31 protein-coding genes and 1 tRNA gene are annotated in these 24,151 nt (G+C 37.0%); 7 read left to right on the top strand and 25 right to left on the bottom strand.

Annotation, left to right across the window (positions count from 1 at the left end; genetic code table 11):
* Positions 1 to 20: 20 nt before the first annotated feature.
* From cpaB to VIK44_RS12520, 23 genes are all read right to left on the bottom strand, one after another.
* Positions 21 to 755 carry a Flp pilus assembly protein CpaB gene (gene cpaB / locus VIK44_RS12630; RefSeq protein WP_331554249.1) on the bottom strand — a complete coding sequence of 245 codons (735 nt, stop codon included), beginning with the start codon at positions 753 to 755 and terminating at the stop codon, positions 21 to 23.
* A gap of 27 nt (positions 756 to 782) precedes the next feature.
* Positions 783 to 1,367 carry a prepilin peptidase gene (locus VIK44_RS12625; protein ID WP_331554248.1) on the bottom strand — a complete coding sequence of 195 codons (585 nt, stop codon included), beginning with the start codon at positions 1,365 to 1,367 and terminating at the stop codon, positions 783 to 785.
* A gap of 12 nt (positions 1,368 to 1,379) precedes the next feature.
* Positions 1,380 to 1,694 carry a hypothetical protein gene (locus tag VIK44_RS12620; protein ID WP_331554247.1) on the bottom strand — a complete coding sequence of 105 codons (315 nt, stop codon included), beginning with the start codon at positions 1,692 to 1,694 and terminating at the stop codon, positions 1,380 to 1,382.
* Between the two features lie 16 nt (positions 1,695 to 1,710).
* Positions 1,711 to 1,935, bottom strand: a complete 225-nt coding sequence (locus VIK44_RS12615) for a hypothetical protein (protein ID WP_331554246.1) — start codon at positions 1,933 to 1,935, stop codon at positions 1,711 to 1,713.
* A gap of 11 nt (positions 1,936 to 1,946) precedes the next feature.
* Entirely contained in the window at positions 1,947 to 2,795 is an 849-nt protein-coding gene (locus VIK44_RS12610) for a conjugal transfer protein TrbL family protein (protein WP_331554245.1), read from the bottom strand.
* A gap of 75 nt (positions 2,796 to 2,870) precedes the next feature.
* Complete coding sequence (locus VIK44_RS12605; protein WP_331554244.1) at positions 2,871 to 3,125, bottom strand: DUF6133 family protein; 255 nt, start codon at positions 3,123 to 3,125, stop codon at positions 2,871 to 2,873.
* Positions 3,126 to 3,231: 106 nt separating this feature from the next.
* Positions 3,232 to 3,474 (bottom strand): Mbov_0395 family pilin-like conjugal transfer protein, encoded by a 243-nt coding sequence (locus VIK44_RS12600; RefSeq protein WP_331554243.1) that lies wholly within the window; start codon positions 3,472 to 3,474, stop codon positions 3,232 to 3,234.
* 33 nt (positions 3,475 to 3,507) lie between these two features.
* Positions 3,508 to 5,457: a VirD4-like conjugal transfer protein, CD1115 family gene (locus tag VIK44_RS12595; RefSeq protein WP_331554242.1), complete on the bottom strand. Its 1,950-nt coding sequence runs from the start codon at positions 5,455 to 5,457 to the stop codon at positions 3,508 to 3,510.
* 5 nt (positions 5,458 to 5,462) lie between these two features.
* A complete protein-coding gene (locus VIK44_RS12590) occupies positions 5,463 to 6,155 on the bottom strand; it encodes a hypothetical protein (protein ID WP_331554241.1) in 693 nt (230 codons plus the stop codon).
* Between the two features lie 101 nt (positions 6,156 to 6,256).
* The gene (locus VIK44_RS12585) at positions 6,257 to 7,261 is read right to left on the bottom strand and encodes a DUF3991 domain-containing protein (RefSeq protein WP_331554240.1); all 1,005 of its coding nucleotides are present in this window, start codon (positions 7,259 to 7,261) and stop codon (positions 6,257 to 6,259) included.
* Positions 7,262 to 7,263: 2 nt separating this feature from the next.
* Complete coding sequence (locus VIK44_RS12580) at positions 7,264 to 7,839, bottom strand: DUF4406 domain-containing protein (protein WP_331554239.1); 576 nt, start codon at positions 7,837 to 7,839, stop codon at positions 7,264 to 7,266.
* 109 nt (positions 7,840 to 7,948) lie between these two features.
* Positions 7,949 to 8,383, bottom strand: a complete 435-nt coding sequence (locus tag VIK44_RS12575) for a single-stranded DNA-binding protein (RefSeq protein ID WP_331554238.1) — start codon at positions 8,381 to 8,383, stop codon at positions 7,949 to 7,951.
* A 37-nt stretch (positions 8,384 to 8,420) separates the two neighbouring features.
* The gene (locus VIK44_RS12570; protein WP_331554237.1) at positions 8,421 to 8,861 is read right to left on the bottom strand and encodes a plasmid mobilization protein; all 441 of its coding nucleotides are present in this window, start codon (positions 8,859 to 8,861) and stop codon (positions 8,421 to 8,423) included.
* A gap of 93 nt (positions 8,862 to 8,954) precedes the next feature.
* On the bottom strand, positions 8,955 to 9,104 hold the full coding sequence (locus tag VIK44_RS12565) for a hypothetical protein (protein WP_331554236.1): 150 nt from the start codon (positions 9,102 to 9,104) through the stop codon (positions 8,955 to 8,957).
* Between the two features lie 242 nt (positions 9,105 to 9,346).
* The gene (locus VIK44_RS12560) at positions 9,347 to 10,222 is read right to left on the bottom strand and encodes a hypothetical protein (protein ID WP_331554235.1); all 876 of its coding nucleotides are present in this window, start codon (positions 10,220 to 10,222) and stop codon (positions 9,347 to 9,349) included.
* A gap of 13 nt (positions 10,223 to 10,235) precedes the next feature.
* A complete protein-coding gene (locus tag VIK44_RS12555; RefSeq protein ID WP_331554234.1) occupies positions 10,236 to 10,463 on the bottom strand; it encodes a hypothetical protein in 228 nt (75 codons plus the stop codon).
* A 151-nt stretch (positions 10,464 to 10,614) separates the two neighbouring features.
* Entirely contained in the window at positions 10,615 to 11,613 is a 999-nt protein-coding gene (locus VIK44_RS12550) for a relaxase/mobilization nuclease domain-containing protein (RefSeq protein ID WP_331554233.1), read from the bottom strand.
* A complete protein-coding gene (locus tag VIK44_RS12545; protein WP_331554232.1) occupies positions 11,614 to 12,519 on the bottom strand; it encodes a ParB/RepB/Spo0J family partition protein in 906 nt (301 codons plus the stop codon).
* Positions 12,506 to 13,354 carry a ParA family protein gene (locus VIK44_RS12540; protein ID WP_331554231.1) on the bottom strand — a complete coding sequence of 283 codons (849 nt, stop codon included), beginning with the start codon at positions 13,352 to 13,354 and terminating at the stop codon, positions 12,506 to 12,508. Before VIK44_RS12540 ends, VIK44_RS12545 begins: the two co-directional genes overlap by 14 nt.
* Positions 13,347 to 13,763: a hypothetical protein gene (locus VIK44_RS12535; protein ID WP_331554230.1), complete on the bottom strand. Its 417-nt coding sequence runs from the start codon at positions 13,761 to 13,763 to the stop codon at positions 13,347 to 13,349. Before VIK44_RS12535 ends, VIK44_RS12540 begins: the two co-directional genes overlap by 8 nt.
* A gap of 383 nt (positions 13,764 to 14,146) precedes the next feature.
* Positions 14,147 to 15,082 (bottom strand): replication initiator protein A, encoded by a 936-nt coding sequence (locus VIK44_RS12530; RefSeq protein WP_331554229.1) that lies wholly within the window; start codon positions 15,080 to 15,082, stop codon positions 14,147 to 14,149.
* A 1,232-nt stretch (positions 15,083 to 16,314) separates the two neighbouring features.
* Positions 16,315 to 16,500 (bottom strand): hypothetical protein, encoded by a 186-nt coding sequence (locus VIK44_RS12525; RefSeq protein WP_331554228.1) that lies wholly within the window; start codon positions 16,498 to 16,500, stop codon positions 16,315 to 16,317.
* Positions 16,501 to 16,791: 291 nt separating this feature from the next.
* Entirely contained in the window at positions 16,792 to 16,983 is a 192-nt protein-coding gene (locus VIK44_RS12520) for a helix-turn-helix transcriptional regulator (RefSeq protein ID WP_331554227.1), read from the bottom strand.
* Between the two features lie 146 nt (positions 16,984 to 17,129).
* Here VIK44_RS12520 and VIK44_RS12515 point away from each other — a divergent pair, with 146 nt between their 5' ends.
* The gene (locus tag VIK44_RS12515) at positions 17,130 to 17,540 is read left to right on the top strand and encodes a helix-turn-helix transcriptional regulator (RefSeq protein ID WP_331554226.1); all 411 of its coding nucleotides are present in this window, start codon (positions 17,130 to 17,132) and stop codon (positions 17,538 to 17,540) included.
* Between the two features lie 434 nt (positions 17,541 to 17,974).
* A complete protein-coding gene (locus VIK44_RS12510) occupies positions 17,975 to 19,465 on the top strand; it encodes a recombinase family protein (RefSeq protein WP_331554225.1) in 1,491 nt (496 codons plus the stop codon).
* On the opposite strand, the gene VIK44_RS12505 is transcribed toward VIK44_RS12510, so the two are convergent.
* Together VIK44_RS12505 and VIK44_RS12500 are read right to left on the bottom strand one after the other, a co-directional pair.
* Positions 19,453 to 19,529: transfer RNA gene (locus VIK44_RS12505), tRNA-Arg, on the bottom strand. The genes VIK44_RS12510 and VIK44_RS12505 overlap by 13 nt on opposite strands.
* A gap of 80 nt (positions 19,530 to 19,609) precedes the next feature.
* Positions 19,610 to 20,494, bottom strand: coding sequence for a hypothetical protein (locus VIK44_RS12500; RefSeq protein ID WP_331554224.1), 885 nt, complete (start codon positions 20,492 to 20,494; stop codon positions 19,610 to 19,612).
* A gap of 134 nt (positions 20,495 to 20,628) precedes the next feature.
* On the opposite strand from VIK44_RS12500, the gene VIK44_RS12495 reads away from it, so the two are divergent.
* The 5 genes from VIK44_RS12495 to VIK44_RS12475 all read left to right on the top strand — a co-directional run bounded on the left by VIK44_RS12495 (position 20,629) and on the right by VIK44_RS12475 (position 24,143).
* Positions 20,629 to 21,381: a hypothetical protein gene (locus tag VIK44_RS12495; RefSeq protein ID WP_331554223.1), complete on the top strand. Its 753-nt coding sequence runs from the start codon at positions 20,629 to 20,631 to the stop codon at positions 21,379 to 21,381.
* Entirely contained in the window at positions 21,374 to 21,574 is a 201-nt protein-coding gene (locus VIK44_RS12490; RefSeq protein ID WP_331554222.1) for a hypothetical protein, read from the top strand. The genes VIK44_RS12495 and VIK44_RS12490 overlap by 8 nt, the downstream gene beginning before the upstream one ends.
* Before the next feature lie 65 nt (positions 21,575 to 21,639).
* Positions 21,640 to 22,320, top strand: coding sequence for an Ig-like domain-containing protein (locus VIK44_RS12485; protein WP_331554221.1), 681 nt, complete (start codon positions 21,640 to 21,642; stop codon positions 22,318 to 22,320).
* Positions 22,321 to 23,334 carry an iron ABC transporter permease gene (locus VIK44_RS12480; protein WP_331554220.1) on the top strand — a complete coding sequence of 338 codons (1,014 nt, stop codon included), beginning with the start codon at positions 22,321 to 22,323 and terminating at the stop codon, positions 23,332 to 23,334.
* On the top strand, positions 23,334 to 24,143 hold the full coding sequence (locus tag VIK44_RS12475; protein ID WP_331554219.1) for an ABC transporter ATP-binding protein: 810 nt from the start codon (positions 23,334 to 23,336) through the stop codon (positions 24,141 to 24,143). Before VIK44_RS12480 ends, VIK44_RS12475 begins: the two co-directional genes overlap by 1 nt.
* Positions 24,144 to 24,151 lie beyond the last annotated feature (8 nt).

Genomic DNA, 24,151 nt, shown 5'->3' with positions numbered 1-24,151 from the left:
TTAATCACACCTTTCTTTATCTACAAGTTGCCACTGCTGGCAAGGGTTTCATCTTGCTTCTTTAAAAATTGATTGGCTGTTTCTTCATCCCCTCGGTAAATCAATGTAAAATAGATGTTTCCATTTTTCTCTAACCCTGAAAGCATCTGGGCCTGTGATTTATTAACGAGTAAGGACACGGTTGCCGGTAGTTCTGTTCCATCGGTTGCTTTTTCCCCACCCATATCCACTCCGGTAGGGCTTGTGACCGCTAATACTTTCACATATTGCAATTCAGGATAAACCGCACTGCGATTGTTGACTACTTCCGCATTGTTTAATACTGCCACAACATCACCAGGCATGAGTTTCCCGGATATGCCATTGGCAAAATCTTTGATGGTGACTGAAATAATCTGCTTATTGCCGTCTAAAGCATTCATGTAATTTCCGCTTGTAATCATGTTTTCCACCAATTTGCTTTTGAGGATATAGTCTCCCGGCTCTAATTTAGCCGTTGCATATTTTCCAAGAACATCTTTTTGGTTTTTTATGACATTCGGCGGTAAATTGTAGCCACTCACTTTGACGGTTACCGTATTTTCTTTGCTGATCGTTTCCCCCACAACGATTGTATCTTTAACTCTTACAATCTCCGTTGTCTGGCCGATTAATCCAATGATGAGCGGATATAATACGAATGCAAGCAACCCCGATATGATCAGGACCGAAACACCCAAGATGGTTCTACGGCTGATTTTTCCTTTTTTACTCACTCCATCACCTTCCCTTCAAGGTATTTTTTATATGGATAAAACATTTAACAGGTAACTAACAATAAAGCCACAACAAAGAAACGGGGCAAAAGGAAATGATGTTGACTGGTTCATTCTTTTAATCAAACACCAAAGCAAAGCCAATGCCAAACCCACAAACAACCCCAATACCCCTTTATTAATTCCAACCACAAAACCGCAAGCTGCAATTAATTTAATATCCCCAATTCCAATGTTTTTGATTGGATCTTTTTGTTTTTGATAAAAATAAACAGCCATCACTGGAAATGGTAAAAACAACATTCCGGGGATCGCCTGATTAATGAGCCAGGAAAGATTGATGCCAATCAGTCCAGTTATTAATAAAACAAAATGCACAAAACGTGGAATGGTTTTTGTCTGATAATCGTAATAAGCCACAAACAATAACACCCCCATAAAAACGCCTGTTTTTATGATTAAAGTCGGATCTTCAATGAGAAGCAAGCTTAATATACTTGGAATGCAGATAAGCCATGATTTAGGCAATATTTTAAGATTCAAGCACCAACCAAGCAGCCATCCCAGGAAGATCCAAATGAACAGCACCAATATAAATGAAAGGCAGATCATGTCATCCCTCCATTATTCCCACTCGTTTAAGTATCTGTATTTATATTTCTTTTGCCCCCTCCAGTAATGTATGACGTGTGTTAATAAATCAAGAACTGATTGATTGCTTTCGCTTTTTTTGAGAATCACCAGTGTCGTTACTCCCACTATCATACAAGTAAACACAGCCCCAAAGCTGTCCTGAGATATGCCATAATAAATTGACACCAGAATCAAGGTAATAGCGCAAATGACCGCTATGATGAAAAGCTCTTTATTTCCAAACCCTGTAATTTTATCTCGTTTTGACTTGATTCCCATGGGAATGTATAGTTCTTCATTTTCCAAATTTATTCCTCCTTATTTATGCTCCTGGATAATAACTCAGGAGAACATCTTTAAATACAATGAGTAAGTTTGCCATGATCCCAAAGATAATGGCATTTTTTATCCGTTTAAAATAGATATCCTTTTCCTCATAGGAAGAAGCAGCAATGATTGCACAATAGATCACACGTAAAATAACACCAACATTAATAAGCACTAAAAGCATATTTCTCAATGTTTGTATGTCTCCAAGATAATCCATCTTTCACCCCCTCACTTGACCGCACTACGAACCACATCGACAATACGAACAGCCGAATACATTTTTCCGGATAGGTTAGCCCCACCGCCGGTTGGTACCATAAATTGTTGCAGCAGCTTAGGTGTCGAAATGCCTGTAAACAACATCCCCAGACTAATGAATGTGTCTCCGGTTAACATGAGTGAAAAAGCTAATTGCATTAACGTTAATTGAACCACCGTTGTCACCGCACATTGAAAAAACGTCATCATGTAGGGTGCGAATGCTCCATTATCACTTTCCAATAACCCAATACAGGCCAAAGGAAATCCAATGCGCATGATATATATTTCAATACCACGCATTAGCAGTTGAAAGTAAAGGACAATGTTTCCAATCCAGAAAATTAATAAAATCACCAACCCGCTAGACATCGTTTCAATGATATTTGTCATACCATCTGCCCACTCCAATTCATCCGTCACACTATTCAAAAGTGCTGCCAATACCCCAGTACAAATACGAGCGAAAAAATTGTATAGAACTGGAAAAGCGATCATTAAAATTAGCGCCTTAACAAAACGAGTGAACATAGCAAACGGATCAGCATCAAGATCCCCATCAGTCCATGTGATATGGGTTTCAAACCCTTTTTTCGTGAACTTTAATATTAATAGCCATATTGCCAGTGAGTAAAGAATCGTACTCACACCGGAAAAAAAGTTCATTTTCGAACCATCCCCTATCCAGTTTTCCAGATAGAATACATTATCCGCCAAAAATTGGAGGGCGCCCATTTGAATATCACCAGCCTTTGATTCAGCAAACATCTGACTGTTCTTCACGAGTTCCTTTATGAAAGCCTCAAAAATAGCAAACAATTAAACACTCCTTTCTGTTGTTATTAAAAATGGAGGGGTGAACGTATACGTCCACCCCTCCATTTCATTTAACTATTATGGTGTAACAGTTGCATTTCCGAACATATCCGTAATGCTATCCGTAATCATTGGGAGAACATTATCACCCATGAGTGCGATTAAACCAACCAGCAACAAGCTGCCAATAACAATGGCAATAACAATTTTAACCCCGGTATCAACATAGGCTTCACCTCCGTCTGTTTTTAAAACATCCGCAGCTTTATTTTTCGCGAATCCATTAACCTCATTTTTGGCCACAACAAAACTTCTTAATAATTTTTCTTTCAATTTAGTCTCCATTTCTTTCTTTGAATACTTGTTTAACAAAACGCGATCTTATAATGGTCCAAGGTGGCGCTCGACAAAAACCCATCTTCATTTACCCTTTCTTTTATTAACTGTAATAACCAAAAATAAGTTTAACCAACGCACTTGCAATAACCGCAATCCCGCAGCATATCCAGGCGTTTTTAATTCGCTTTCCCCACATTTTCTGATCCATTTCATCAGAGCCAGAACGTTGAATAGCAAAGTAAATAGTCAAAACAATTGCCACAATCGGCGCCAATATAATAAGTATCCCAATGAGATCATTAATTAATGATACTGTTCCTGTATAACCTATAAAACCATCCATTTTATCACCTCCCTTCATTTTTTATTGGAATGCTTAAAAAGAATATTCTTCCCAGATCCTCCATAGTTTTATTTTTTCTTCGCGTTTTTTGGGTCTTGCCTCATCACGAATAATGCGTAGCTTTGTATTATGATTTTCGCTTCCCATGCCAAAGAGATCATTAAACACCCATCCTGAAACATCGGGTGAAATCATAATGGCCGGATTATTGCGACTGGTCACCAAATTGTAAGGACGTCTTATTTTTTTGACTTCATCCGGCATTAGCAATTCACGCCCAACCAGATTAACTGACTGTGAAGAAGAGCCTTCGGCAAAACGTTGTTGTGAACTGCTTAATGAGTATACCGAAGTGGTATATTTTCCTAATTTATCACTAATCTCTCTGAGCGTTTCAGGGTCGTCGGTTTGTAAGTAAATCCATGTTTCACAGTTGCCTTTAATAATTCTGGCAACTTCTTTCCCATACTTTTCTTCCAACTGAGCAAAGGATTGTAAAAACAAATTAAAGCGAATGCCTCGTCCACCACCAACTGTTAATTGGTTGGCAAAATCCGGAATGGAAGTAAAGTTCCCAAATTCATCAAGCACAAAGTTTGTGCGTATGGGCAAACGCCCTCCAAGGCCGTCTGCAAGATTAATCAATGCACCATATTGTTGTGTGCAGAAAAGACTGGCCAATGAATAATAGGTCGTTTTTTCATCCGGTAAAATCATGTAAATGATGGTTTTCTTTTCCCCCAGCTGTCGAGGTCTGAAATCACTCTTTCGTGTCATTTCATAAATCAAGGGGTTCGTGAATAACCGCAAGGTGGCTAAAGCAGCCGTGTAAAAACTCCCCCGGGTTCGGGATGGCGCAATTTCTGAAATGGCCAACAACCCCACCGCCGGATGTGTAGGATTTATTCCTTTTAAATCGTTCATGTATTTAACGATCGCCATATCTGGATCTGGATGTTTTGGCGGTTTACACATTTTCGAAATGAAGAAATAAACGTTTGTCATGTTCTGTAAATCAGGTTGATCTTGGTTTTCAATCACAACAACCAGGATGGCACTGGCAATAATACTGGCTTCACCTTGATTCCATATTTTTTCACCTTTGGCTTCGCCTACCATGGCTCTTGTGATATCCCAGGTAATGTCTATCGCCCTTGATTCATCCCCTTCATTGATTGCATCAATCACCGGTTGCAAGAAGTTATAGCAATCGCTTTTAAGCGGATTTTTGAAATCCAGAGCATACACATCAAAACCACATTTTTTTGCAAAGGCGCTGGTATAATTATGAAGTTCACCTTTGGGATCGCAAACAACCATGGATTCCGATGCTAAAACCAAGGTTGCAATAGTCTGTAATACAACCGTTCTAGTTTTACCGCACCGGGTAGAACCAATGATTAAACCGTGTACATCTTCTCCAATAAAATAAATTTCTTCGTTACCATGTTTAAGATCACTTTTACCTACCACGAGGCCCCCATGTTTTAGTGGTTCCTTGTCGCAATGCTGTACTGGATCAGTCCAACAAACCCTTTCTCTGATCTTCATTTTTTCTTCGTTCCCGCTTTGCATCACCCCCTTCATAAAATCGCTGTTTTTCTTGAGAATAAATGATTCGAAAGCCTCCTTCTTTTCTTTTTCGCTCAACCACACCGCCGATCCACATTGGTATTGGCCTGTGGCAACTGGTGTTTTAATCGCCGGAGTAATTTGGTTAACATCACTTCTGTATGATTTATTACTTGAAACAAAAAAAGACACAGCCAATAAAAAGACGATGCCAATTAAAAGGAAAAAGATCATTCGTTGTGGTTCGCTGTCCAGGACACCGCCAAAGACAAGACCAAAAGGAACCCATAAATTCAGAACACCTTGTCCGGTTAATAATCCGTCAATGACCCTGGCAAAATACAGGCAAGAAAACGATCCACCAAAGAATATTAAAATCGCAACAATAAGCTGCTTTTTCTTTTCTTCCATCTGGATCACTTATTCCTTTCATAGTAAAATTGACCGGCATCATTGGTTAATAACAATCGGTCTTTCGTTGCAAATTCACAAGTGAATACTTTATCTTCACCAATACCTTTAAGTGTTAGTTGACTATTTTCAAGGACATAATTTCCGATTGCATCTTCGGAGCCTTCCGTGTTTTCAATAATTGAATATTGATTATCTTCTTTAAAAACAAGTGTCAATCCTCCTTTTTCATAATTCCATGTTCCGATAAGATTCGCATTTGTGACTTCTACGCTTTCACCCCCAATTTTATCGTAGAGTATATTTCCACCTTCTGACTTAATGAGCATTTGGTTGGCGCTTTTAAATTCATAAGGCATGACGATTTTACCGCCTTTACCAAGGTTGCTATTTTTATCCCAGTCTTCTTTATTACCATCAGCTGTAATCGTGTATTCCAGGTGCAAGGTTATTTCTTTCTTATCAGTTGTATACGTTCCTCCGGTATTGGCATTACCTTTTCCGTATCCCATTGTAAACTTCCCATCATCCTTTAATGAAATATATGTTTTTGTCTCTTTATTGTACCAATCACCAGCCACCGATGGGGTACGCATCATGTCTGATAAAATATCACCTACAAAACATCCGCTTGTGACAATTCCACAAGCAATAATTAAGCAGCACACTAGACCAAGTTTTCTATAGTGAAATCTCAAAGCCTTTTCCTTTCTGTTTTAACTTCTTATCTCGAAGATAAGAAGTTGCATCTTTCAATTCGCCATTGTTTCAATCTCATATTCTAAAATCATTTGGCCCTTCATTGTTCTCTATCCCAGTCACCTTCTACTTCCCTTTGATTTACAACTTCGTCTGCTTTATTCGTCATCCTTACCAGACTGTTATTCCAGTCTTTTTCACCTTCCTCCGGAACCCTCATTTCAATTTTATACTTTTGAGGATATTTTTCATCAAGAATATTGCTTAGACACGCTGTATTCATGGTCCCGGCCAGGTCGTTATCTAGACAAAATATAACCTTATCAATGTTTTTATGGCCTTCTAAATAGTGAATCAAAGGACCACTAATAACACCATTTAATGCGATGTAATGATCTCCTTTCTGTTGATCCAGATCACCAAATCTCTTTTGCATCGTTTGAAAACTCATAAGATCAATAGGGGCCTCAAAAACGAAAACCTTATTGCCTTTCCCCGGGAATGCAAAAGGATATATTTTGTCTGAGCCTTCGGGCATCCCTTTAAACGGATCACCTTTAGTATCATAGGTTCCTCTGAGCGAAGCGTTTTTCATAACTCCCTTTTCATCGAAACAACAAAAAACACAATTTCTATGATCATCTTCATAAATCAAATTTCTATTGGTATAGCAAGCTAAAATATCTTTGTCAATTTTTCGTGTGTTAATTAAATAGGAGTAAACGTGTTTCACTGTTGTATTTTTCTTTGGCGGTTTAAAATCGACTTTCTCAACAACTTTAGGTTTAAAGGTTTTTTTGAAAGTAGCAACGGCACCACTAGGCTCATGCTGAATGTTGCCGTAAGCAATTAGATCCTTAACTGCATCTACCCATGATTTTTCTTTGGTGTACATAACAAACTGTACAATGCCACCACCAGCACCTTTGGATTGATCCGAAGTGCGATTCCATTTTTCACCATTTTGTTCAAGTATAAAACCACTGCCGTCTTTAATTTTATAATCGCGTCCTTTTTTCAGAACATCATATCCTTCATGTATCGCATACTCAATCACATTGACTTTATTAACCTGTGCCATTACTTCATCGGAAAATCGAGCCATCGTTACGCCTCCCTATCCCATTCATCTTCCAATTCCCTACTGGCGTTGCCTTTTGCTCTATCCCACTCAATGCTCAAGCGCATATTTCTCATTTCACTGACAGAAAAAGAAGGTCTTGAATAACTGGAAACATCCGCCTGGGCATCCAACCCTTTGCATATTTCTTCCCACTGTAAATCGTTGAAAGATTCTTTGAACACTTGTTGGTGTGCCATCAACTCCGGATATACCGCCCGGTCCATGTGTTTTGCAATGATTGGCATTCCCATATTTGAGGCCAACATGATCTCTGCTATCATTCCTTGGGACAATGTGTTTCCATGCACCCAGACTTCATCGCTTTTTTTCAAGAGTCCAATTCCCAAGGCCAGTCCGTTTTTTCGCTGTGATAAAATCGTGTCATCTAAAAACAAAGTGAAGTACGTGTGCGGAGCAATTGGTATAATCCCTGGAATGCAAGCCGCTTCCGCCACCCACTTTAAAGCCAACCGTTGATTTTCCTCCATACTTCTTTCTTCATTCCCTTTCAGTGGGGAACAAATATAAATCAGTTTTTCTTCCAATTGTTGTATTTCCATCGCTTTCTCCTTTTTAACTTCTTATCTTCGAGATAAGAAGTTCGTATGTATTTGGTTTTGAGCAAATAAAAACAGGCCTTCATGCCTGTATGTGAATTTAACTATTTATTTATCTAAAAGGAACGTCATCAGGCATCAATTGAAAATCTTCGTCAATTCCCATTGGTGGCGGACCGTTGTAATCTTCCTGGGGTGACGGTTGCTGCTGTCGTTCGTTTTTGTTTTTTTGGCTTGATGATAAGAACGTTATTTCATCCGCAACAACTTCTGTTATATAACGTTTTTGGCCGTCTTGCCCATCATAATTTCTCACTTGCAATCTTCCGGATACACCAATTTGACTTCCTTTATTCAAGTATTGTCCAACCAGTTCAGCCTGTTTTCCCCAAACCACAACAGGTACAAAATCAGTTTCCTTTTGACCATCCTTATTTTTAAACCGCCGATCAACCGCCAGGCTAAATGTGGCCACCGCTTTTCCGGTGGTGGTGTTTTTAACCTCCGGATCTCTGGTAAGTCGTCCAACTAAAATTACTTTATTCATGTCATCCTCCTTTTTAAATTTGAGTAAATAAAAACATCTATATCAAACGATTGAGTTTGATGTAAATATCATTCATTGTTGATTGAATGGATTTTAGATCCGGAGCTGTAATTTTTCCAACATGGCACATTTTTGTTAACTGATTGAGATTACGACCTATTTTCATCTGTTCATCCATAAAATCTTTAAGCCCGTCGATGACAACTAAATCCCCTCCTTCATAGGTTAGTGCTACATAAGTGCCAATTTTTAGATTAGCCTTTTCAGCGTTTTCTTTTATTTTTCTATAAACCTCATCAGTTGCTCTGAATGATACGTAATTTGGTCTTGGTGGATTCGGCTTTTGACCAACATTCAATGTCTGTTCCAATTCAATTTTTGTTATATGCAATATAAAACACAGTTGTTCTTTTTCAATATCCCCTGGCGTTGAACGGCCATTTTCCCATGAAGATATTTTCAAACGATAAATTTTCATAATGTCAGCAAGCCTTTGTTGGGTAAGTCCATTTTCAATTCTCAAACAAGCCAATGTTTTTATTTCATCAATGTTAATCCCTCCTTCTTTTTATTATTTAACCATTGTGGCGAAGTGGTAAATATCATGTTTAGCCTGTACTGTTCTAATACCACCATATAACTTCCACCCTTTTTCTAAATAGCTTTTAAATAGAGTATCAAAAGCCGTTGTACTTCTTTCAGTGATTGTTTTTACATCCACAATCTCACCGCCTTACAGTTGACTTATTTTTGAACGAGAATTTTCAGGGGGTTTGGGGTCTCCCCATACTTAACTTTCTCCCTAGAGAAAGCAAGTTCTGAAAGTATAATAAGGTGCGTTAGCACATTAGTATACTTTCGGGAATCTTGCCCTTCTTACATAACCCTATGGTATGTTTAAAACAAATGTAATTTGCATTTTTTTCGGGTATTGAAAAAGAAAAGACCTGGCTTTTAGTGCTATTAAGATACGTTTTCAAGCGTTCCTCCCTCGTCTCTGATTATTTCTTCCACGTTTTGAATGGTTAACTCGGTATTGTATGATATTTGGCGAATGGTTTTTCCGGTTTTATGCATCTTCATTACTATTTCAACCACCTCAACTTCTTTTTGGGGTTTAATTTCAATTGTTTTTTCTTGAATTATTGTTTTATCCTCTTGCTGGGGCTGTATTAATGCTTTTTTCTCTTGGTTTTCCTGAATCATTGGGCTTTGTTGAGGTTTTTGTTCGAATAATTGAGACATTCCTAAGTGCAAGTTATTTATAAAATTTCCGTTTTCAGCAACCACCATTTCCAAGTGTTGAATTACTTTATTTTTCTCGATTAATTCAATTTTAGTCTTTTCGAAAACATCCACTTCTTCACCCAACCCAATATCAACTAGAATGCTTTTTAATTCTTTACGGCAAAATAAGTTTTTGTCGTTTTCCTTTTCAATTGTTTCGAGCCTTTCTTCCAGGCGTTTTATTGTATTAGTCAATTTTTCATTCTCTTTCATGGCGGTTGTTATATCATCAATTCTGACATTTGTGGAGTTTTGAGTGGATACTTCGGTTTTTATTTCTTCTTTTATAATGGCTCTATCTTCTGGGACTTCTTTGCTTTTTGAGATGTTTTTAGAGGAATGGTTTGTATATGTCGCTCTTTCATCTTGGGATTCATCAAAGGCGTCCACTTCCTCACAGTCTACATCTTGCACGTCCCGACTCATATCAATGCCATCTGATTCCGTAGCTGCTTCATCATCACCATCTACTTTTACTTGGCTTATCCAATCATCACTTTCGCGTTTCGCAAACATTTTGCTGAATGGTTTTCTTTTTACAGTTGATTCCATACCTTCTCCTTTATCAATTATTATGAAACGATTCTTTTTTGCGGATATTTTTTATTATTTTCTTCCACTCCAGGTCTATCAATTCATCTTCGTTTTTAATATCCTTTAATCTTTCACCTCTTTCCCGGATTCCAAATCTTTTGCTTATTGGATTTCTTTTCACACACCTTTTATTAAATTGAAATAGCCAGGCCATAATGATTATCACAAACCCAACAACAGGAACAATCAATTCATTCACATTATCACCTTAAATATTAATCTTTGGAACTTCTTATCTCGAAGATAAGAAGTTCCAAACTTGAATAGTTTCCCAGGTATCACTGTTATCTTTTATTTAACTTCTTATCTTGAAGATAAGAAGTTAGAATATATTTTAATGTTAATTAAATTTAATATAATTCCCATTCATATCCACTATTATCTTTCTGTTTCATTTTTTCTTTTAAAGCTTCTCCTTCCAGTGCTTTTTTTAGATTGGTGAGTGGAAAATCACTTTTCTTTCCTTTTGAACCCTGATATTTGATGGCTGACACAATGTTTTTTATCACTTTGGCGGTGTCATCCATTTCTTTTAAATGTTTGACCTGTGTTTTTTCGCTTCTATTTTGAGCGTTTTTCTCAAATTGTTTCAGCAAGCTTTCTTTTGTCCATTTATCTAAAGGATACAATTTATTGTTTCTGCATTTTTTACCATCAGGGGTTGTGAAAACAATGTATTTGTGATGATCCCATTGGACTTTGTATCCCAACTTATTCATATTTAAGATAAATTCATCCTGGCTATGGGAATGTTTCAACGCCTCCTTAGCAGATAGGAATAGTTCGTATTTCCAACTGATTCCGTTTTTTTGTTTTTCCCACTCTCCCTGTTTAGTAGTGTGCAACCGTTCGCCTTCAAGATCCGGTTTCTCTTTATTTGCCCACCATATTTCAATGTCCTTTTCCTTGCATAAACTTAATGATTTTTCTTTTATGTTTTTTAAGTCGTTGGACGATATGTGCCATTTTCCACCATTGTCTGCATTAACGCTGTTAATGCAAAAATGGTTATGTATATGCGCACAATCCGTATGTGTTCCCATTACAACCTGAAACCCATTAAATATAGGTGACTCATTGATTAATCGCTGTCCTATCTCCTGGGCTTGCTCAGGGGTAATATTTGCATCCGGGGGAAAGCTTTGTTCCATATGGAAATATAACCGTCCAGTTTCTTTGTGGTATATCTTCTTTATTAACTCAAATTCTTCGAAGGCCGAATTGCTATCGCAATTGATCCCTTGGGCCAAACCGCCTTTGTTTTCCATTTTTTTTGCATATTCAATGCAATTTTTCATTCCACCCTTTGTTTGTTGATTGGAAGAATTGATCATTTTAATAATTGCCATTTATGCTTTAAAATAACTTTCAAGGGCCAACTCAAGGATTTCTTTTATTTCGGTTTCTGGAACATCTTTGAAAAACTTTTCGATGAGTTGATCGGACAACTTGACCGATAATTTTTTATCATCCTCCTCCTTCTTCTTTTTTACAAGCATCTCATCCAATACTTCTTTTGTAATTTTAATTTCTTTTCCTTTCTTTTTAATCTCCGTTGCTTTACTGGTGGATATTTTTGCCCCACTATTAATGGCCTCACAGACCACGTCTTGTTCATCATCTTCCAGATAACTGATTTCATAACCGGCAATGATGCTTAATTTCCCATCATCCAGGCACTCTTTTAAATCATCGATCAGCTTTTCATTGATTCGAACGTAGCGTGATATTTGGGCAGAACCCAATGAAAACGGTTCATCTTCCTTATCCTTAGCTTTGATATTCGCTTCATCAACTTCTTTTTCCAGATCTTTTCTTGTTCCTTGGGCCTTTATTAATTTATACCATTCACCAACAATCCTAGCCCTTTGAGATAATTTCAACTCATTGAGGCTTCTATGTTTTAAGTTAGTATCAATGACAATCAGTCGTGCTGCATTATCAGTCATATCTTTTGAAATAATTTTTACTGAAATATTTTCCATTTTCAGCCGGCGACACGCTTCCGCACGATTGTGTCCGGATAATATTTCATACTTGCCATCCTCTATTGGGTGTTTTCTCACTAATAATGATTCCCATAACCCATTGTCCTCAATGCTTTTCATTAATTCCAGCATTGCCGTCTCTTGGTAGGGAGGAAAGATATGATCGTAAAAAGCAACCAGACTTTCCGTTGGTATTATGGTTTCCTGATTTTCCTCTGGGATATCATTCCCATAAAACATTTCATCATAGCTATTATTTGCATCCATTTGTGATCCCTCTTTGTTTTTCATTGCTCATTATAATTTCTTTGGCCACTGTTTCATAGGCATCCACAACCTTTTCAATGTTTTCGCGTTCTCTCTTTGATCCAATGGTTTTTATCTTTTCACTTGCACTTAATCCCTCTCTCCCGGCTTGCCCAAGTTTTGCGCATTTCACTATTTTACTTTCAAAAATATGAACTTTTTTTGAAAAAACATCATTGATTATACCTTCAATATATTTTGTTTCACTAAGATTCCCTTCATACTTTGTTATGAGTATTCCCGCAACTTCAATTTTCGTGTTCATTCTTCTTTTTACTTTTGCGATTGATTTCAGCACTGCTTCCAATCCCTTAATCGGCCACAATTCGCAAACAACTGGAATAATGACCTTGTCACAAGTCGCCATTGCATTAATGGGCAGCATACCCAATGTCGGCTGACAATCAATGAGAATATAATCATACTCCTCTTTGTGCTTTTCTAAAACGCCATCCAGTACAAATTCTCTCTCCATTACGCCATTAATCGTATCCCCAACCCCTGACAAAGTTATGTTACAGGGCAGAACATCCACCATTTCTTTTTTTATGATAATGTCATCCTCCGGCAAAGGGATATCTTTCATTTGAGCCATCATAAAATCCGCAATGGTTATATTTAATTTATCCGGCAACATTACACCGGCTTGCATAGTTAAGTTTCCTTGGGAATCAAAATCCACAAGCAAGACCTTTTTTCCAAGCTTTCCCAGTTCCCAACCTAAATTATAGGTCGTGGTTGTTTTCCCGACACCACCTTTTTGATTGAGTATTGCTATCGTTGTGCATTTATTCATTTTGGCTTATTCCTCCTTCATATACACCTTTGTCTCCAACATCATATTGGTTCCAAACCTCAGCATCAACATCGATACCCCTTGTTTTTCCGTCGTCATTTTTCAGGACAATATGATAGGTTTCGTCTCTATCGACAACGATTTCTATTGTTCTGCCAGAAATCACTCCAATGCTTTTTCTGTAGTAGGTTGGATAATGGATCTTTTCAATAATTTCTTCTGTAACAGAACCTGTCTCTAGCTCAATATTGCTTATTGATTCATTAATAGCCTTTAAATCTGTACTTGGATGTAATATTAAATAACTTGAAGCCCATACTATCCCAAATATTAAAGCCAATTTTTTTTTAATAATAATCACTCCTTTTAAATTGAAAATAAAAAAGACCCTTTTGAGTCTAAAATCCATTTCCTTATTTCATACATTCACCAAAAACCCATAATACCTATTTTTCAATATAATTTATTACCTCAGGATTCACTTTTCGAATACATCATTATTCAAAACCAGTACTTTATATATCCATTACGTTTAATTCATTAGTTTATTCGGTACGTAGATCCACTTTTTCAAAGTTAGCTTTAATTCCTCCTAATCGATATATAACCTATATGGAGAACACTCAACACAAGTATTTTGATATTTAGACCCATTTACTCGATATGAGAACTCCTTACCATTTGCAATGGGTTCGAAACATCCACCAAAGATTTCAATATATCATGGTGCTTTTATTCAATTTTTCTCCATTTTTTTTCAATATCTTCTTAATTTGTAATTTAAAGCCTACCCTAATCTTTCCAATTCGCCATATCCGTTGCTACCTGATTCAGCATAAACAAATTGGATTCTAAAGCTTCATTGTAAAGCATGGTTTGAATATAAGCTTTACTATTCGTTATTCGTCCACTTATGTTGTTAAACTTATAGATGACATTATCAATATGCAATGGTTTTAATCGCATTAAAACAGCTCTTACGATCTCTTGGCATTTGCGTTCTCCATTAATAGTTATTGCCTCACTAAAGTACATATCCAAAACATTTAGCTTAATTTCATCAATTAATGCAAGCTTAACCCCGGGGCTGCTTCTTATATCTGAAAAAAACTGATCTTCGAAAAATAATGCAACATTTTCAAATTCATTCAATCCATCCATCTGATCACTTATTTTCTTTTCTTTATTTGTTACACCATTCTTTTTGTAATCTGACTGATTGATAGATAGATCAGTATTACTTATATTAGTATTATTTATATTAGTATTGATTGCCCGTCTTTTTGACGGGTCCAGAGCCGTCTTTTTGACGGGTCCAGAAACGTCTTTTTGACGGGTCAGGGAAATTTCATACTCATTTGAAGATTTATTATGGATCACAGATATATCTTCTAAAAACTTTCCAACGTAAATAAGATTAGGTTTCTGTAATCCCTGTCTCTTTTCTTCGACCAGTTTTTTTTCTTTTAGTTCATTAAAAAGCTTTGTTATTTTCTTCTCACCACAAACTAAGATATTACTTATTTCCGCTCGAGTAAAAATAATAAATACCCGGCCCTGATCATCGACCCAGCCATTCTTTCTAGATAAACTAACTCGATCCAATAACAATCCATATAGAAGCTTACTTTCTGCACTCATTTGACGATATTTTTCATTCGTAATGAGTTCCTTTGGAACACGTAAAAAAGAAAATTGATCTGAATCATACATAGTAAAATATTGCATTTTAACCTCCAATCAATTTCTGTTTTACACTCTTCTTCGGAATATTGAAGGATCTCTCCACACTGATTCAAACTTTTAACCAAAAAAACAGTCTTTAATTCATTAATGCATTCTAAGATGATTTTTCAGAAAACCTCCACTCGTGGTTTAAGTCTTTTTTCGTTTAACAAGCATCTAGGAACACAAAAACTAGAGAATGAACGCCTATTATTTTAAATCATACAATTCATGATAGCCTCCTTTTTATTCTTTTTTCAATAACTTACCAATATACCTACTTATTGTCGCCCCGTTGTAAACATTAAAAGCAGATCAATATTCAAATACGCCTATCTGCAAAATGTTATTATTTATTTTTAATCCATTCTTTGTTTATATAAATTCATATATTATTCTCATTGAACTTCATATTTGTTATTTTTTTACTATTTTGCCCAAAACTGATCCTCCTTTCTTTTTAATAATTTACTAATACACCCACCTTTTTAGATCCATTGATAAATCATCAAAATGCAGATGGATATAAAGTCACATCCACCTGCCTAATTTATTTATTCACCGGTTGTATTTTACATCGTACCCCCAACCTATTGAGCATATGGAAGCCTCTGGGCATATTAAAGAACTGCTCTGGTTAGAAGCAAACGAAACTGAATCCCGCCAAATAGGCCAGCCCCAACAAGGGTCGCATTGTCCATTTTCCCGTATCTTTGCGATTGCTCCCTACCACGAGATCATATTTTCGTCATCAGCGTGAATCTAACGCTATGTTACGTCGCTTGACTTTTAAATCGGGGATCATGGAATTTCTATAACATGTAATATTTATATGTCAAGGACCATTTAAAGGAAAGCACGGGGCTTGAACCCGACAGTTACCAACTAACACTATCCATATAATAAATTGCGAAAATTATTAACAGTTGATATTATTTTTTCAAACGAATAATCTTTCTAACATTTCATCAGAATCAATTTGAAATGTCGTTTAATCGATTTTCATTCTGATCTTTCTCACTATAAATACCAAAACACCTGCGTTCCACTTTTTCCACCTTTCCCTGGTAAATTCGTTTAATATCATCAGGAGCTTTTGATTTACACCAAAACGAACATATCAATCTTTTGACTTCGAATCTAAACGTTTTCCTATAATAAGATTATTCAAACAGCTGTAGCTAATATACTTGACTAAATCTTCTTAGCTATATACGTTTTCCTGCTCATTTTCTCTAATTAGAATTGCAATTAAATACACCATTTTTGTTCTCATCAGTCTCCATGTTGATCCTCCATTGATCTAGAATCCTGTCGCAAAATAATTTAGGCACTTCAAAATCTCCTTCAACCTCCCGTTCATTGATTACAGTTGACGACCCAGTTTTTAAATTTATATTAATTGTCATTTCCATCAGCATCTTTCATTCCTCCTTAGGATCAATCTCATTAAAATATTCATTCGAATTCCTTCAAATTTTTTTATTTTTTACTGATCACGCTCAACACCTCGGAACTTAAATATTTCAAATGGCCATAAATTTTCTTTTATAACTTTTCCCGGATAACGATTTAAGTTGTTTTCTTTAGAATCACGTTTGACATACTATCCATAATCCGAAATCTCTATTCCTTATGGAGTATTTGTATAAAATCCTTTTTTAAATCTGAAAGGTCATGTAGTATTTTCAAATATGTTTCTTTTCGAAACATTATAAATTAAAAAAAATATCATCATTGAAATAATCTAATACCTGTTTTATTCTCATTGCCACTTGTAGTGACGGATTTTTAGTACCCAACTCAATATTTGTATAAAATGAGCGTTCTATGCCAACTTTTTTGGCTAGTTCATGTTGAGTATAGTCTTTTTTAATTCGCATTTCTTTTAAATTTTTTCTCATAGCATCACCTTGAATGTTTCTTTACGAAACCCTTATTTTAATTATAGTTTCTTTAAGTAACATTGTCAACTGTTTTGTTGTTTTTAGTAACATACGTTTCTTCTAGTAACTATATCAAGTATAATACTATTAAAAGGAGTGGAATAATGACTATTTTTGGCTTAAGATTAAAACTACTGCGGGATTCTAAAAAAATCACGCAACAGGATTTAGCAACTAAAATGGATGTAAGTAGAGCTACCATTGCTGGCTATGAAGCAAGCGGTAAACAAACTGATTTTCAGAAACTTCTGTGGCTTTCTAACTACTTTAACGTTTCTACTGACTATTTATTAGGCCGAACAGAAAATCCAGACATATCCTCTCATCAATTAATTTCACCGAATGAAACCTTAACGAAAAATGAATCTGAATTACTCTCTATCTTTCGACGACTAAAAGATGAGCGTGAGCAGTGCAAATTAATTGGACGGGTTGAAGAAATAGTAGATAAAACAATAGGTGATTTTAAGTCCGTCAATGCCCAATCTACAGCTTCCAAGAAAAACGTTGGATAAACTCATAGTTTTTAAGTGCGACAATTAAATATTACATTCTTCTGTTATTCAGAATGTTTTTTAGTAGCTTTAGATTGCAGGGCAAGGGTTGTTTGTGATTTACCTGTTTTTATTTTAGTTTTCTCTGCCTATTTTCCACTGGTTTAATGCATGATATTCTTGTAATATCTTTATTAAATGATATAGAGGACTTTCCTATTAAAACTAAAAACATCCACATCTTAGCAGTAAGCACCAAATCTATACTAGATTCTGTTTGGAATCAGTATTTTAATAGCAAGTTCTCTACTAGCCCAAAACTATTGTGCAACGAAATTGATCAGAAAAGTTTATAGTCACCCAATTGAAGACGGATATTTTTAGAAAATTTATAATTCATTATTTCAAATAATAATGCTAGTTTCATAACACCTTTAGCTCGAAAGGAACTCCATATGCCCAAAATAAAAGTTGTTGCTTACGCTCGATTCTCAAGCGATAACCAACGAACAGAAAGTATTGATGCTCAACTAAGAGAAATTAAAGAATATTGTTTAAAAGAAAATTATCAACTTGTAAATGTTTACTTAGATGAGGTGAAATCAGGTCTATCCGATGAACGCCCTGGCTTCCTTTCAATGATTGACGATGCTGAAAACAATAAATTTGACGCTGTCATTGTTCACAAATTAGATCGTTTCTCACGAGATCGCTATGATAGTGCCATATATAAAAGAAAATTGAAAAAAGCTGGAGTTAAATTATTTTCTGTCCTGGAACGTCTTGATGACAGTCCTGAAAGCATCATTTTAGAATCTGTTTTAGAAGGCATGGCAGAATATTACAGTAAAAACCTTGCCAGAGAGACTTTAAAAGGATTAACTGAAAACGCCTTAAAATGTCAGCACAATGGAGGTATCCCTGCTTTAGGGTATCAAGTTGACCCTGTAACTAAAAAATATGTAATTGATGAATATGAAGCCGATACCGTAAGAAAGATTTATGAATTGTACTTAAATGACTATGGTTATCTTGAAATTGTTGAGCATCTAAACGCAAATAGTCGTCAAACTAAGCGTGGGAAACCTTTTGGCAAAAACTCTCTTTATGAAATTTTAAAGAATGAAAAATATATCGGTTATTACATTTATAATAAAGTAAAAAACCGTCGAATATATGGTGCAAATAATCATAATTATAAAAATGCTGAAGATATTATAAGAATTGCCGGCGGAGTTCCCCAAATTATCACGAATGAACAATGGAAAAAGGCGAGAGAAAAAATGGAAAGAAATAGAAGAAAAGCAGCCCAATACAAGACTAAGTATGTTTATCCACTGTCAGGCTTAGTGTATTGTGAAAGATGTGGTGCTTCATACTGTGGTCATCATAGTACATCCCGAGGTTGTATTAATTTTTATTATGCCTGCAGTAGGAAACGCAATAAAAAAGATTGTGATGCCCCATTAGTAAACAAAGAACTTCTTGAAGAAACAGTCATGATAGAACTTGAAAAACGATTATTCACTGCAGAAGGTTTGGACAAAACAGCTCATTACATAAGAGATTATGCAATTTCTTTAAGCATGCATAAAACCAGTAAAGTATCCAGCTATAAAATTGAACTTGAAAAGGTTAATTTGCAAATCAATAAGATGCTCGAATCAATTATGGATGGTATGTACCATTCATCCATGAAAGAAAAAATGACTGAGCTTGAAATAAAAAAATCTTGTCTTGAAAAAGAATTAGATAATTATGAGTACACTGAAAGCCCTGTACCATCTTTAAATGAAATTAAAGGACTTATCGCTTGCAAAAACGTAAGGGTAATGAATGAACTCGAATTAAAGGAATGCTTTCAAAAATATATAAAAAAAGTCACCATCAGTGATGGTGACAATATCCAGATTGAACTGGTCGTGAATACGCATGGTGTGCCCTGAGGGATTCGAACCCACGGCCTCTCGGTTCGTAGCCGAACGCTCTATCCAACTGAGCTAAGGGCACCAAGAAAATTGTGACCTAGGATAATTCCGTCGGCCACAAGATTTATTATAGCACAATCAATATATTTTGCATAGCTTTTTTTATTTTTCTATTTCTTTTTCTTTTTCTTTTTTATTTGTATATTGATGTTTATGCTCTTTCTTCTTTTCATCCTCTGTTTTACGTCGCAGCATAAACCGAGGAGCGAATTTTCCTTTTTTTCGATTTTTAATATAAACATAACCAATGATCGAAAAAATCACTGCTCCCATGAAATTCACAAGTAGGTCTGACATGGTATCATGCAAACCGATATCAATATATCCCCCATAATTCCAGGGAATACCATTGACAATAACTGAATTAATAGGAAGCACCACTGCCACATTTTTTCCTTCCGGGTTGAATAGTACCGAACTGATGGATGTAATGATTGTATCTTTTTGCATATCCATTTGGAAAAAAGTATCCATTCCAAATTCAAAAAACTCCCAAATAACACCAACTGTCATTGAAAAACAAAATGCCACCATTGCTACAAAAAACGGTGATAGCGAAAAAGTGATTTTCTCATGGCGATTTAAAATATCAACAAGTGAAAATCCTATGGCTGCACAAAGAAAACCATTAATGATATGGAGCATATCATCCCAACGGTCAAATATTAAATAATATTGATTGATTTCACCTAGAATACCAGCTCCAAAAATAAACAACAACACAATAATTTCCAGTGTTTCCGGCATGACAATGTTTAACCGTTTATTTAAAAAGGATGGGCTCATAAAAAGAATAAGTGTTAAAATACAAAGAAAAACATTATTATAATTCATGTTGAAAATTTCTGCAATTAGAACAATCACCACTAACAAACGCAGAGCAACATAAACAAATGTTTTTGCTTTATTCGCTCTTGCCACTTTTAAAAAATCCTGCCATCTTTCATTTACGTTTATTTTTTCTTTTTCGCCTGACTTTTTATTCATCAATCATCCTTTTCTGAATTAATTCGTCTTAATTTCTTCCGATTATATCATTTTTTACCCGTTGTTTACAAATATAATTTTATCACTTATAATGCATTTATAGTTAAGCTGCAAAAAATAAGGAGTAACCTTTAATGAAATTTTATTTATGTATCGATGATACCGACAACCTCGACTCCATCGGCACCGGCACCATTGCCGAGCAGATTCTTGAAAGATTAATTTCCAATGGTTTTGGTCCTTGTTCCCTGGTCACCCGTCATCAGCTTTATATTCATGAGGATATTCCCTATACCTCCCATAACAGCTCAATGTGTTTTTACAGTGAAGCCCCTGAAGAAAGCCTTTCAACAATTATAGATCTGGCCTCGCACCATTTAGATACGGTTGCTGCAGAAGGTTCGGACCCTGGTCTCTGTGTTTTAAAATATAATGCTTCAGGTGACTATTCTGATCTCATTGCATTTGGAAAAGCTGCCAAAAAAACGGTCTTAACCAAAGAGGATGCCATTAAATGTGCCCATTCCCATAACATACATTTGTCCGAGCATGGCGGATCCGGTCAAGGGATTATCGGTGCATTAGCTGGAGTTGGTTTGCGAGTTTTCGGTAATGATGGTGAAATCAAAGGTGCGCTCAAGCATATTGAAATTAATCGTGATTATACGGTCACTGAGTTAATGGAATTTCCTGAAGTTGACCAGGTTTTGGACCTCGAGACAAAAGAACCCCTAAGTAAAACAACTTCAATCAACATGGGCAGCCGAAGCAAAACGGTGATGTATCAAAATCAATCCGTTCTTTTTGCCATAAAAGCTGACAATGGCCAATATGAATCTCTGACAAAACCTAAGATACGACAGCTGGGGGAAAACTTTTATGAGTAAGGAAAATCATCTTAACCTTGATGATTGGAGTCAAGGCCATGCCACAGCCCTTGCATGCTCCCAGTTCAAACAGGATGTTGAAGAAGAATGGGTGGCTGAAGAACTAATCTCCTGTTACAATTGCCGGTATCGCCGTTGGACACAAACGGGCATCCAGTGTATGAAGGCTGCAATGGAAAACACTGATCATTGAATCCATTGGTTTTTTACCGATTTACATATTATTTTGCAATATTTTATTCAGAAGGAGCAAGAAAAATGAAAAGAAAAAGAATACTTCAACCTGTCCTGTCCTTATTATTGCTGTTTTTACTGGCATTAAGCCTTTGCGGCAGTGCCCTTGCAGCTGGTGGTGATGGATCCGGCGGCGGCGGCGGAAATGGGACTGGTGGCGGTCAAACCCCTGTGGCTGATACCCCGGTTGTTGATACCCCGGCCGTTACCACCACCGATCCTGGCGCTGGTGATGGAACTGGTGGCGGTAAAGAAGAACCTCTTGCCATGGTCAGTTCCAATCCTGCCACCACTGCCAATGATATTCTTGTGGGTTCAACCTTTACCCTTGAGTTCAACAAAAACATTGCTTATGTCACTGTTCGTGATGGCAATCTCAAAGCCTTTACTCTTTGGGAAGGCAGCACCCAGGTCCCAGCAGACGTCACCATGGCCGATGACCAACTTGAACCAGACCTTAAGAATTTTGTTATTATCACCCCTAAAGAGGACCTAAAAGCAGGGACAAGCTATACCCTTAAAGTAGATAACACCCTGGTTGCCAAAAGCGGCGCAGTTCTGGCCGCCCCTTTGGAATTGACCTATACAACGACGACTCCTGCACCGGGCCTTTTCTCAACTTCAAATATTATCCTTTTTATTGTTTTAGGTATTATTTTGATTGTGGCCATTGTCATTATTGTGCGGAAACGTAAAAAATCATAAATGTCTCGCCGAAAGAAAATACTTGTCACCCTTCTGTTAGTCTTTCTTCCCGTTGCCTTTTTTTTGGGAACCATTTGTATTGGGCGCTATTACGTTTCTTTAACGGATGTTTTCCTCAGCCTGTGGCAGGGAATCACCGGCCACAGCAGTGGTCTCAGCCCTGAAACCACTGCTGTGGTTCTTAAAATACGGTTACCCCGGGCATTTTTAGGTGCCATCGTAGGCGCATCTCTTGGGGCCAGTGGTGCAGCCTTCCAGGGGCTTTTTCGTAATCCCCTGGTTTCCGGAGGTATCCTCGGGGTTTCCTCAGGTGCGGGGTTTGGAGCGGCGTTGGCCATTATTATATTCAACAATGTTTTTTTAACCCCTGTTTTTGCCTTTTTCTTCGGCATCCTCGCAGTCATTCTTAGTTATTTTGCAGGGCGCATTGATAACACCTCCCCGGCCATTACCCTCGTCCTTGGGGGCGTCATTATCCAATCTATTTTTTCTGCCCTGTTATCACTTTTAAAATACGTCTCGGATACGGCAACCCAACTTCCAGCCATTACTTTTTGGCTGATGGGGAGTCTGGCATCTACCAAAACAACGGACATGTTTTTATCCTCTATTCCCATGTTTCTAGGATTATTGGGTATGCTGGCCATGCGCTATCGCCTGAACGTCCTTTCCATGGGGGATCGGGAAGCCAGAACTCTGGGGATCAATGTTGTTGGCAATAAACTCTTTATTATCGCCTTTGCAACCCTAGCCACCGCTGGGGCGGTTTGTGTCAGTGGTGTCATCGGTTGGATTGGTCTCATAATTCCCCATATCGGACGGATGCTGGTGGGCAATGACAACAAGTGGCTGATACCTGCCAGTATGTCCCTAGGCGCATGCTTTGTCATTTTCTGTGATACGATCTGCCGCAGCATCACTGGCGGAGAAATCCCATTGGGTATTATGACAGCCCTGATTGGCGGTCCATTTTTTATTTATCTCCTGAAAAAAACAAAAGGGAGGAGTTGGTAATGTCCTTATTATCCGTAAAAAATATTTCATTCGGTTATCGTGAGAAACAATTAATCTTTGAAAATATCAGCTTTGAAGTAAAACCGGGCGAGGTTTTTTGTATTATTGGCCCCAATGGTTGCGGAAAGTCCACCCTCGTTGACTGTATCTTAGGAATCAATCAACCCAAAGACGGGACCATCGAGGTGTCCGGTCGAAATTTGAAAAATATGAAACCCCGGGAATTCGCCCAACACATTGCCTATGTTCCCCAAAGTCATACCAAAACATTTCCCTACACCGTTCTTGATGTGGTAGTAATGGGGCGCACCTTTGAAACAAAAGTGTTTTCATCCCCGAATGAAACCCAGCGAAACTGTGCGAGAGCAAGTCTCAACCAAGTCGGGTTAAAAGGTTTTGAAGATCGTCTTTATACTGAGTTAAGCGGCGGTGAGCTCCAGCTCGTATTGATTGCCAGAGCACTTACCCAGGAATCACAACTCCTGGTCATGGATGAACCTACTGCTCACTTGGATTTTCGTCACGAGCTCATGGTTTTGGAGATTATCACCATGCTAGCCAAAGAAAAAGGGCTTTCAATTATTATGGCGACCCATTATTTAAATCAGGCTTTTTATTTAGAAAATGCCGGGGTTAAAACCCGGGTCGCACTGATGAATCATGGTGGATTTGATACCATTGGAACCGCCACCGAGGTTTTAACCAAAGAAAAATTACAGCATGTTTTTAAAATTATTACAACCATCGGCACTACCGTAGCAGATGGTTCCACCCGAAAATATATTGTTCCTCTGCGAAACCAGCATTAATCATCAGT

Source organism: Acetobacterium sp. (assembly GCF_036508315.1).
Classification (GTDB): domain Bacteria; phylum Bacillota; class Clostridia; order Eubacteriales; family Eubacteriaceae; genus Acetobacterium.
The sequence above is the reverse complement of the archived record's forward strand: the minus strand, read 5'-3'. Positions and strand labels throughout refer to the sequence as shown.

Excerpts from the sequence above, each read along its gene's own strand:
- VIK44_RS12540 (WP_331554231.1), bottom strand. The coding sequence starts at position 13,354 with ATGAATAAATGCACAACGATAGCAATACTCAATCAAAAAGGTGGTGTC.
- VIK44_RS12485 (WP_331554221.1), top strand. The coding sequence starts at position 21,640 with ATGAAAAGAAAAAGAATACTTCAACCTGTCCTGTCCTTATTATTGCTG.
- VIK44_RS12625 (WP_331554248.1), bottom strand. The coding sequence starts at position 1,367 with ATGATCTGCCTTTCATTTATATTGGTGCTGTTCATTTGGATCTTCCTG.
- VIK44_RS12530 (WP_331554229.1), bottom strand. The coding sequence starts at position 15,082 with ATGCAATATTTTACTATGTATGATTCAGATCAATTTTCTTTTTTACGT.
- VIK44_RS12615 (WP_331554246.1), bottom strand. The coding sequence starts at position 1,935 with ATGGATTATCTTGGAGACATACAAACATTGAGAAATATGCTTTTAGTG.
- VIK44_RS12545 (WP_331554232.1), bottom strand. The coding sequence starts at position 12,519 with ATGGATGCAAATAATAGCTATGATGAAATGTTTTATGGGAATGATATC.
- VIK44_RS12570 (WP_331554237.1), bottom strand. The coding sequence starts at position 8,861 with ATGAAAATTTATCGTTTGAAAATATCTTCATGGGAAAATGGCCGTTCA.
- VIK44_RS12560 (WP_331554235.1), bottom strand. The coding sequence starts at position 10,222 with ATGGAATCAACTGTAAAAAGAAAACCATTCAGCAAAATGTTTGCGAAA.
- VIK44_RS12500 (WP_331554224.1), bottom strand. The coding sequence starts at position 20,494 with ATGAATAAAAAGTCAGGCGAAAAAGAAAAAATAAACGTAAATGAAAGA.
- VIK44_RS12495 (WP_331554223.1), top strand. The coding sequence starts at position 20,629 with ATGAAATTTTATTTATGTATCGATGATACCGACAACCTCGACTCCATC.
- VIK44_RS12585 (WP_331554240.1), bottom strand. The coding sequence starts at position 7,261 with ATGGCTCGATTTTCCGATGAAGTAATGGCACAGGTTAATAAAGTCAAT.
- VIK44_RS12595 (WP_331554242.1), bottom strand. The coding sequence starts at position 5,457 with ATGGAAGAAAAGAAAAAGCAGCTTATTGTTGCGATTTTAATATTCTTT.
- VIK44_RS12475 (WP_331554219.1), top strand. The coding sequence starts at position 23,334 with ATGTCCTTATTATCCGTAAAAAATATTTCATTCGGTTATCGTGAGAAA.
- VIK44_RS12490 (WP_331554222.1), top strand. The coding sequence starts at position 21,374 with ATGAGTAAGGAAAATCATCTTAACCTTGATGATTGGAGTCAAGGCCAT.
- VIK44_RS12600 (WP_331554243.1), bottom strand. The coding sequence starts at position 3,474 with ATGGATGGTTTTATAGGTTATACAGGAACAGTATCATTAATTAATGAT.
- VIK44_RS12520 (WP_331554227.1), bottom strand. The coding sequence starts at position 16,983 with ATGAGAAAAAATTTAAAAGAAATGCGAATTAAAAAAGACTATACTCAA.
- VIK44_RS12525 (WP_331554228.1), bottom strand. The coding sequence starts at position 16,500 with ATGCTGATGGAAATGACAATTAATATAAATTTAAAAACTGGGTCGTCA.
- VIK44_RS12550 (WP_331554233.1), bottom strand. The coding sequence starts at position 11,613 with ATGGCAATTATTAAAATGATCAATTCTTCCAATCAACAAACAAAGGGT.
- VIK44_RS12480 (WP_331554220.1), top strand. The coding sequence starts at position 22,321 with ATGTCTCGCCGAAAGAAAATACTTGTCACCCTTCTGTTAGTCTTTCTT.
- VIK44_RS12515 (WP_331554226.1), top strand. The coding sequence starts at position 17,130 with ATGACTATTTTTGGCTTAAGATTAAAACTACTGCGGGATTCTAAAAAA.
- VIK44_RS12575 (WP_331554238.1), bottom strand. The coding sequence starts at position 8,383 with ATGAATAAAGTAATTTTAGTTGGACGACTTACCAGAGATCCGGAGGTT.
- VIK44_RS12510 (WP_331554225.1), top strand. The coding sequence starts at position 17,975 with ATGCCCAAAATAAAAGTTGTTGCTTACGCTCGATTCTCAAGCGATAAC.
- VIK44_RS12535 (WP_331554230.1), bottom strand. The coding sequence starts at position 13,763 with ATGGATTTTAGACTCAAAAGGGTCTTTTTTATTTTCAATTTAAAAGGA.
- VIK44_RS12580 (WP_331554239.1), bottom strand. The coding sequence starts at position 7,839 with ATGGAAATACAACAATTGGAAGAAAAACTGATTTATATTTGTTCCCCA.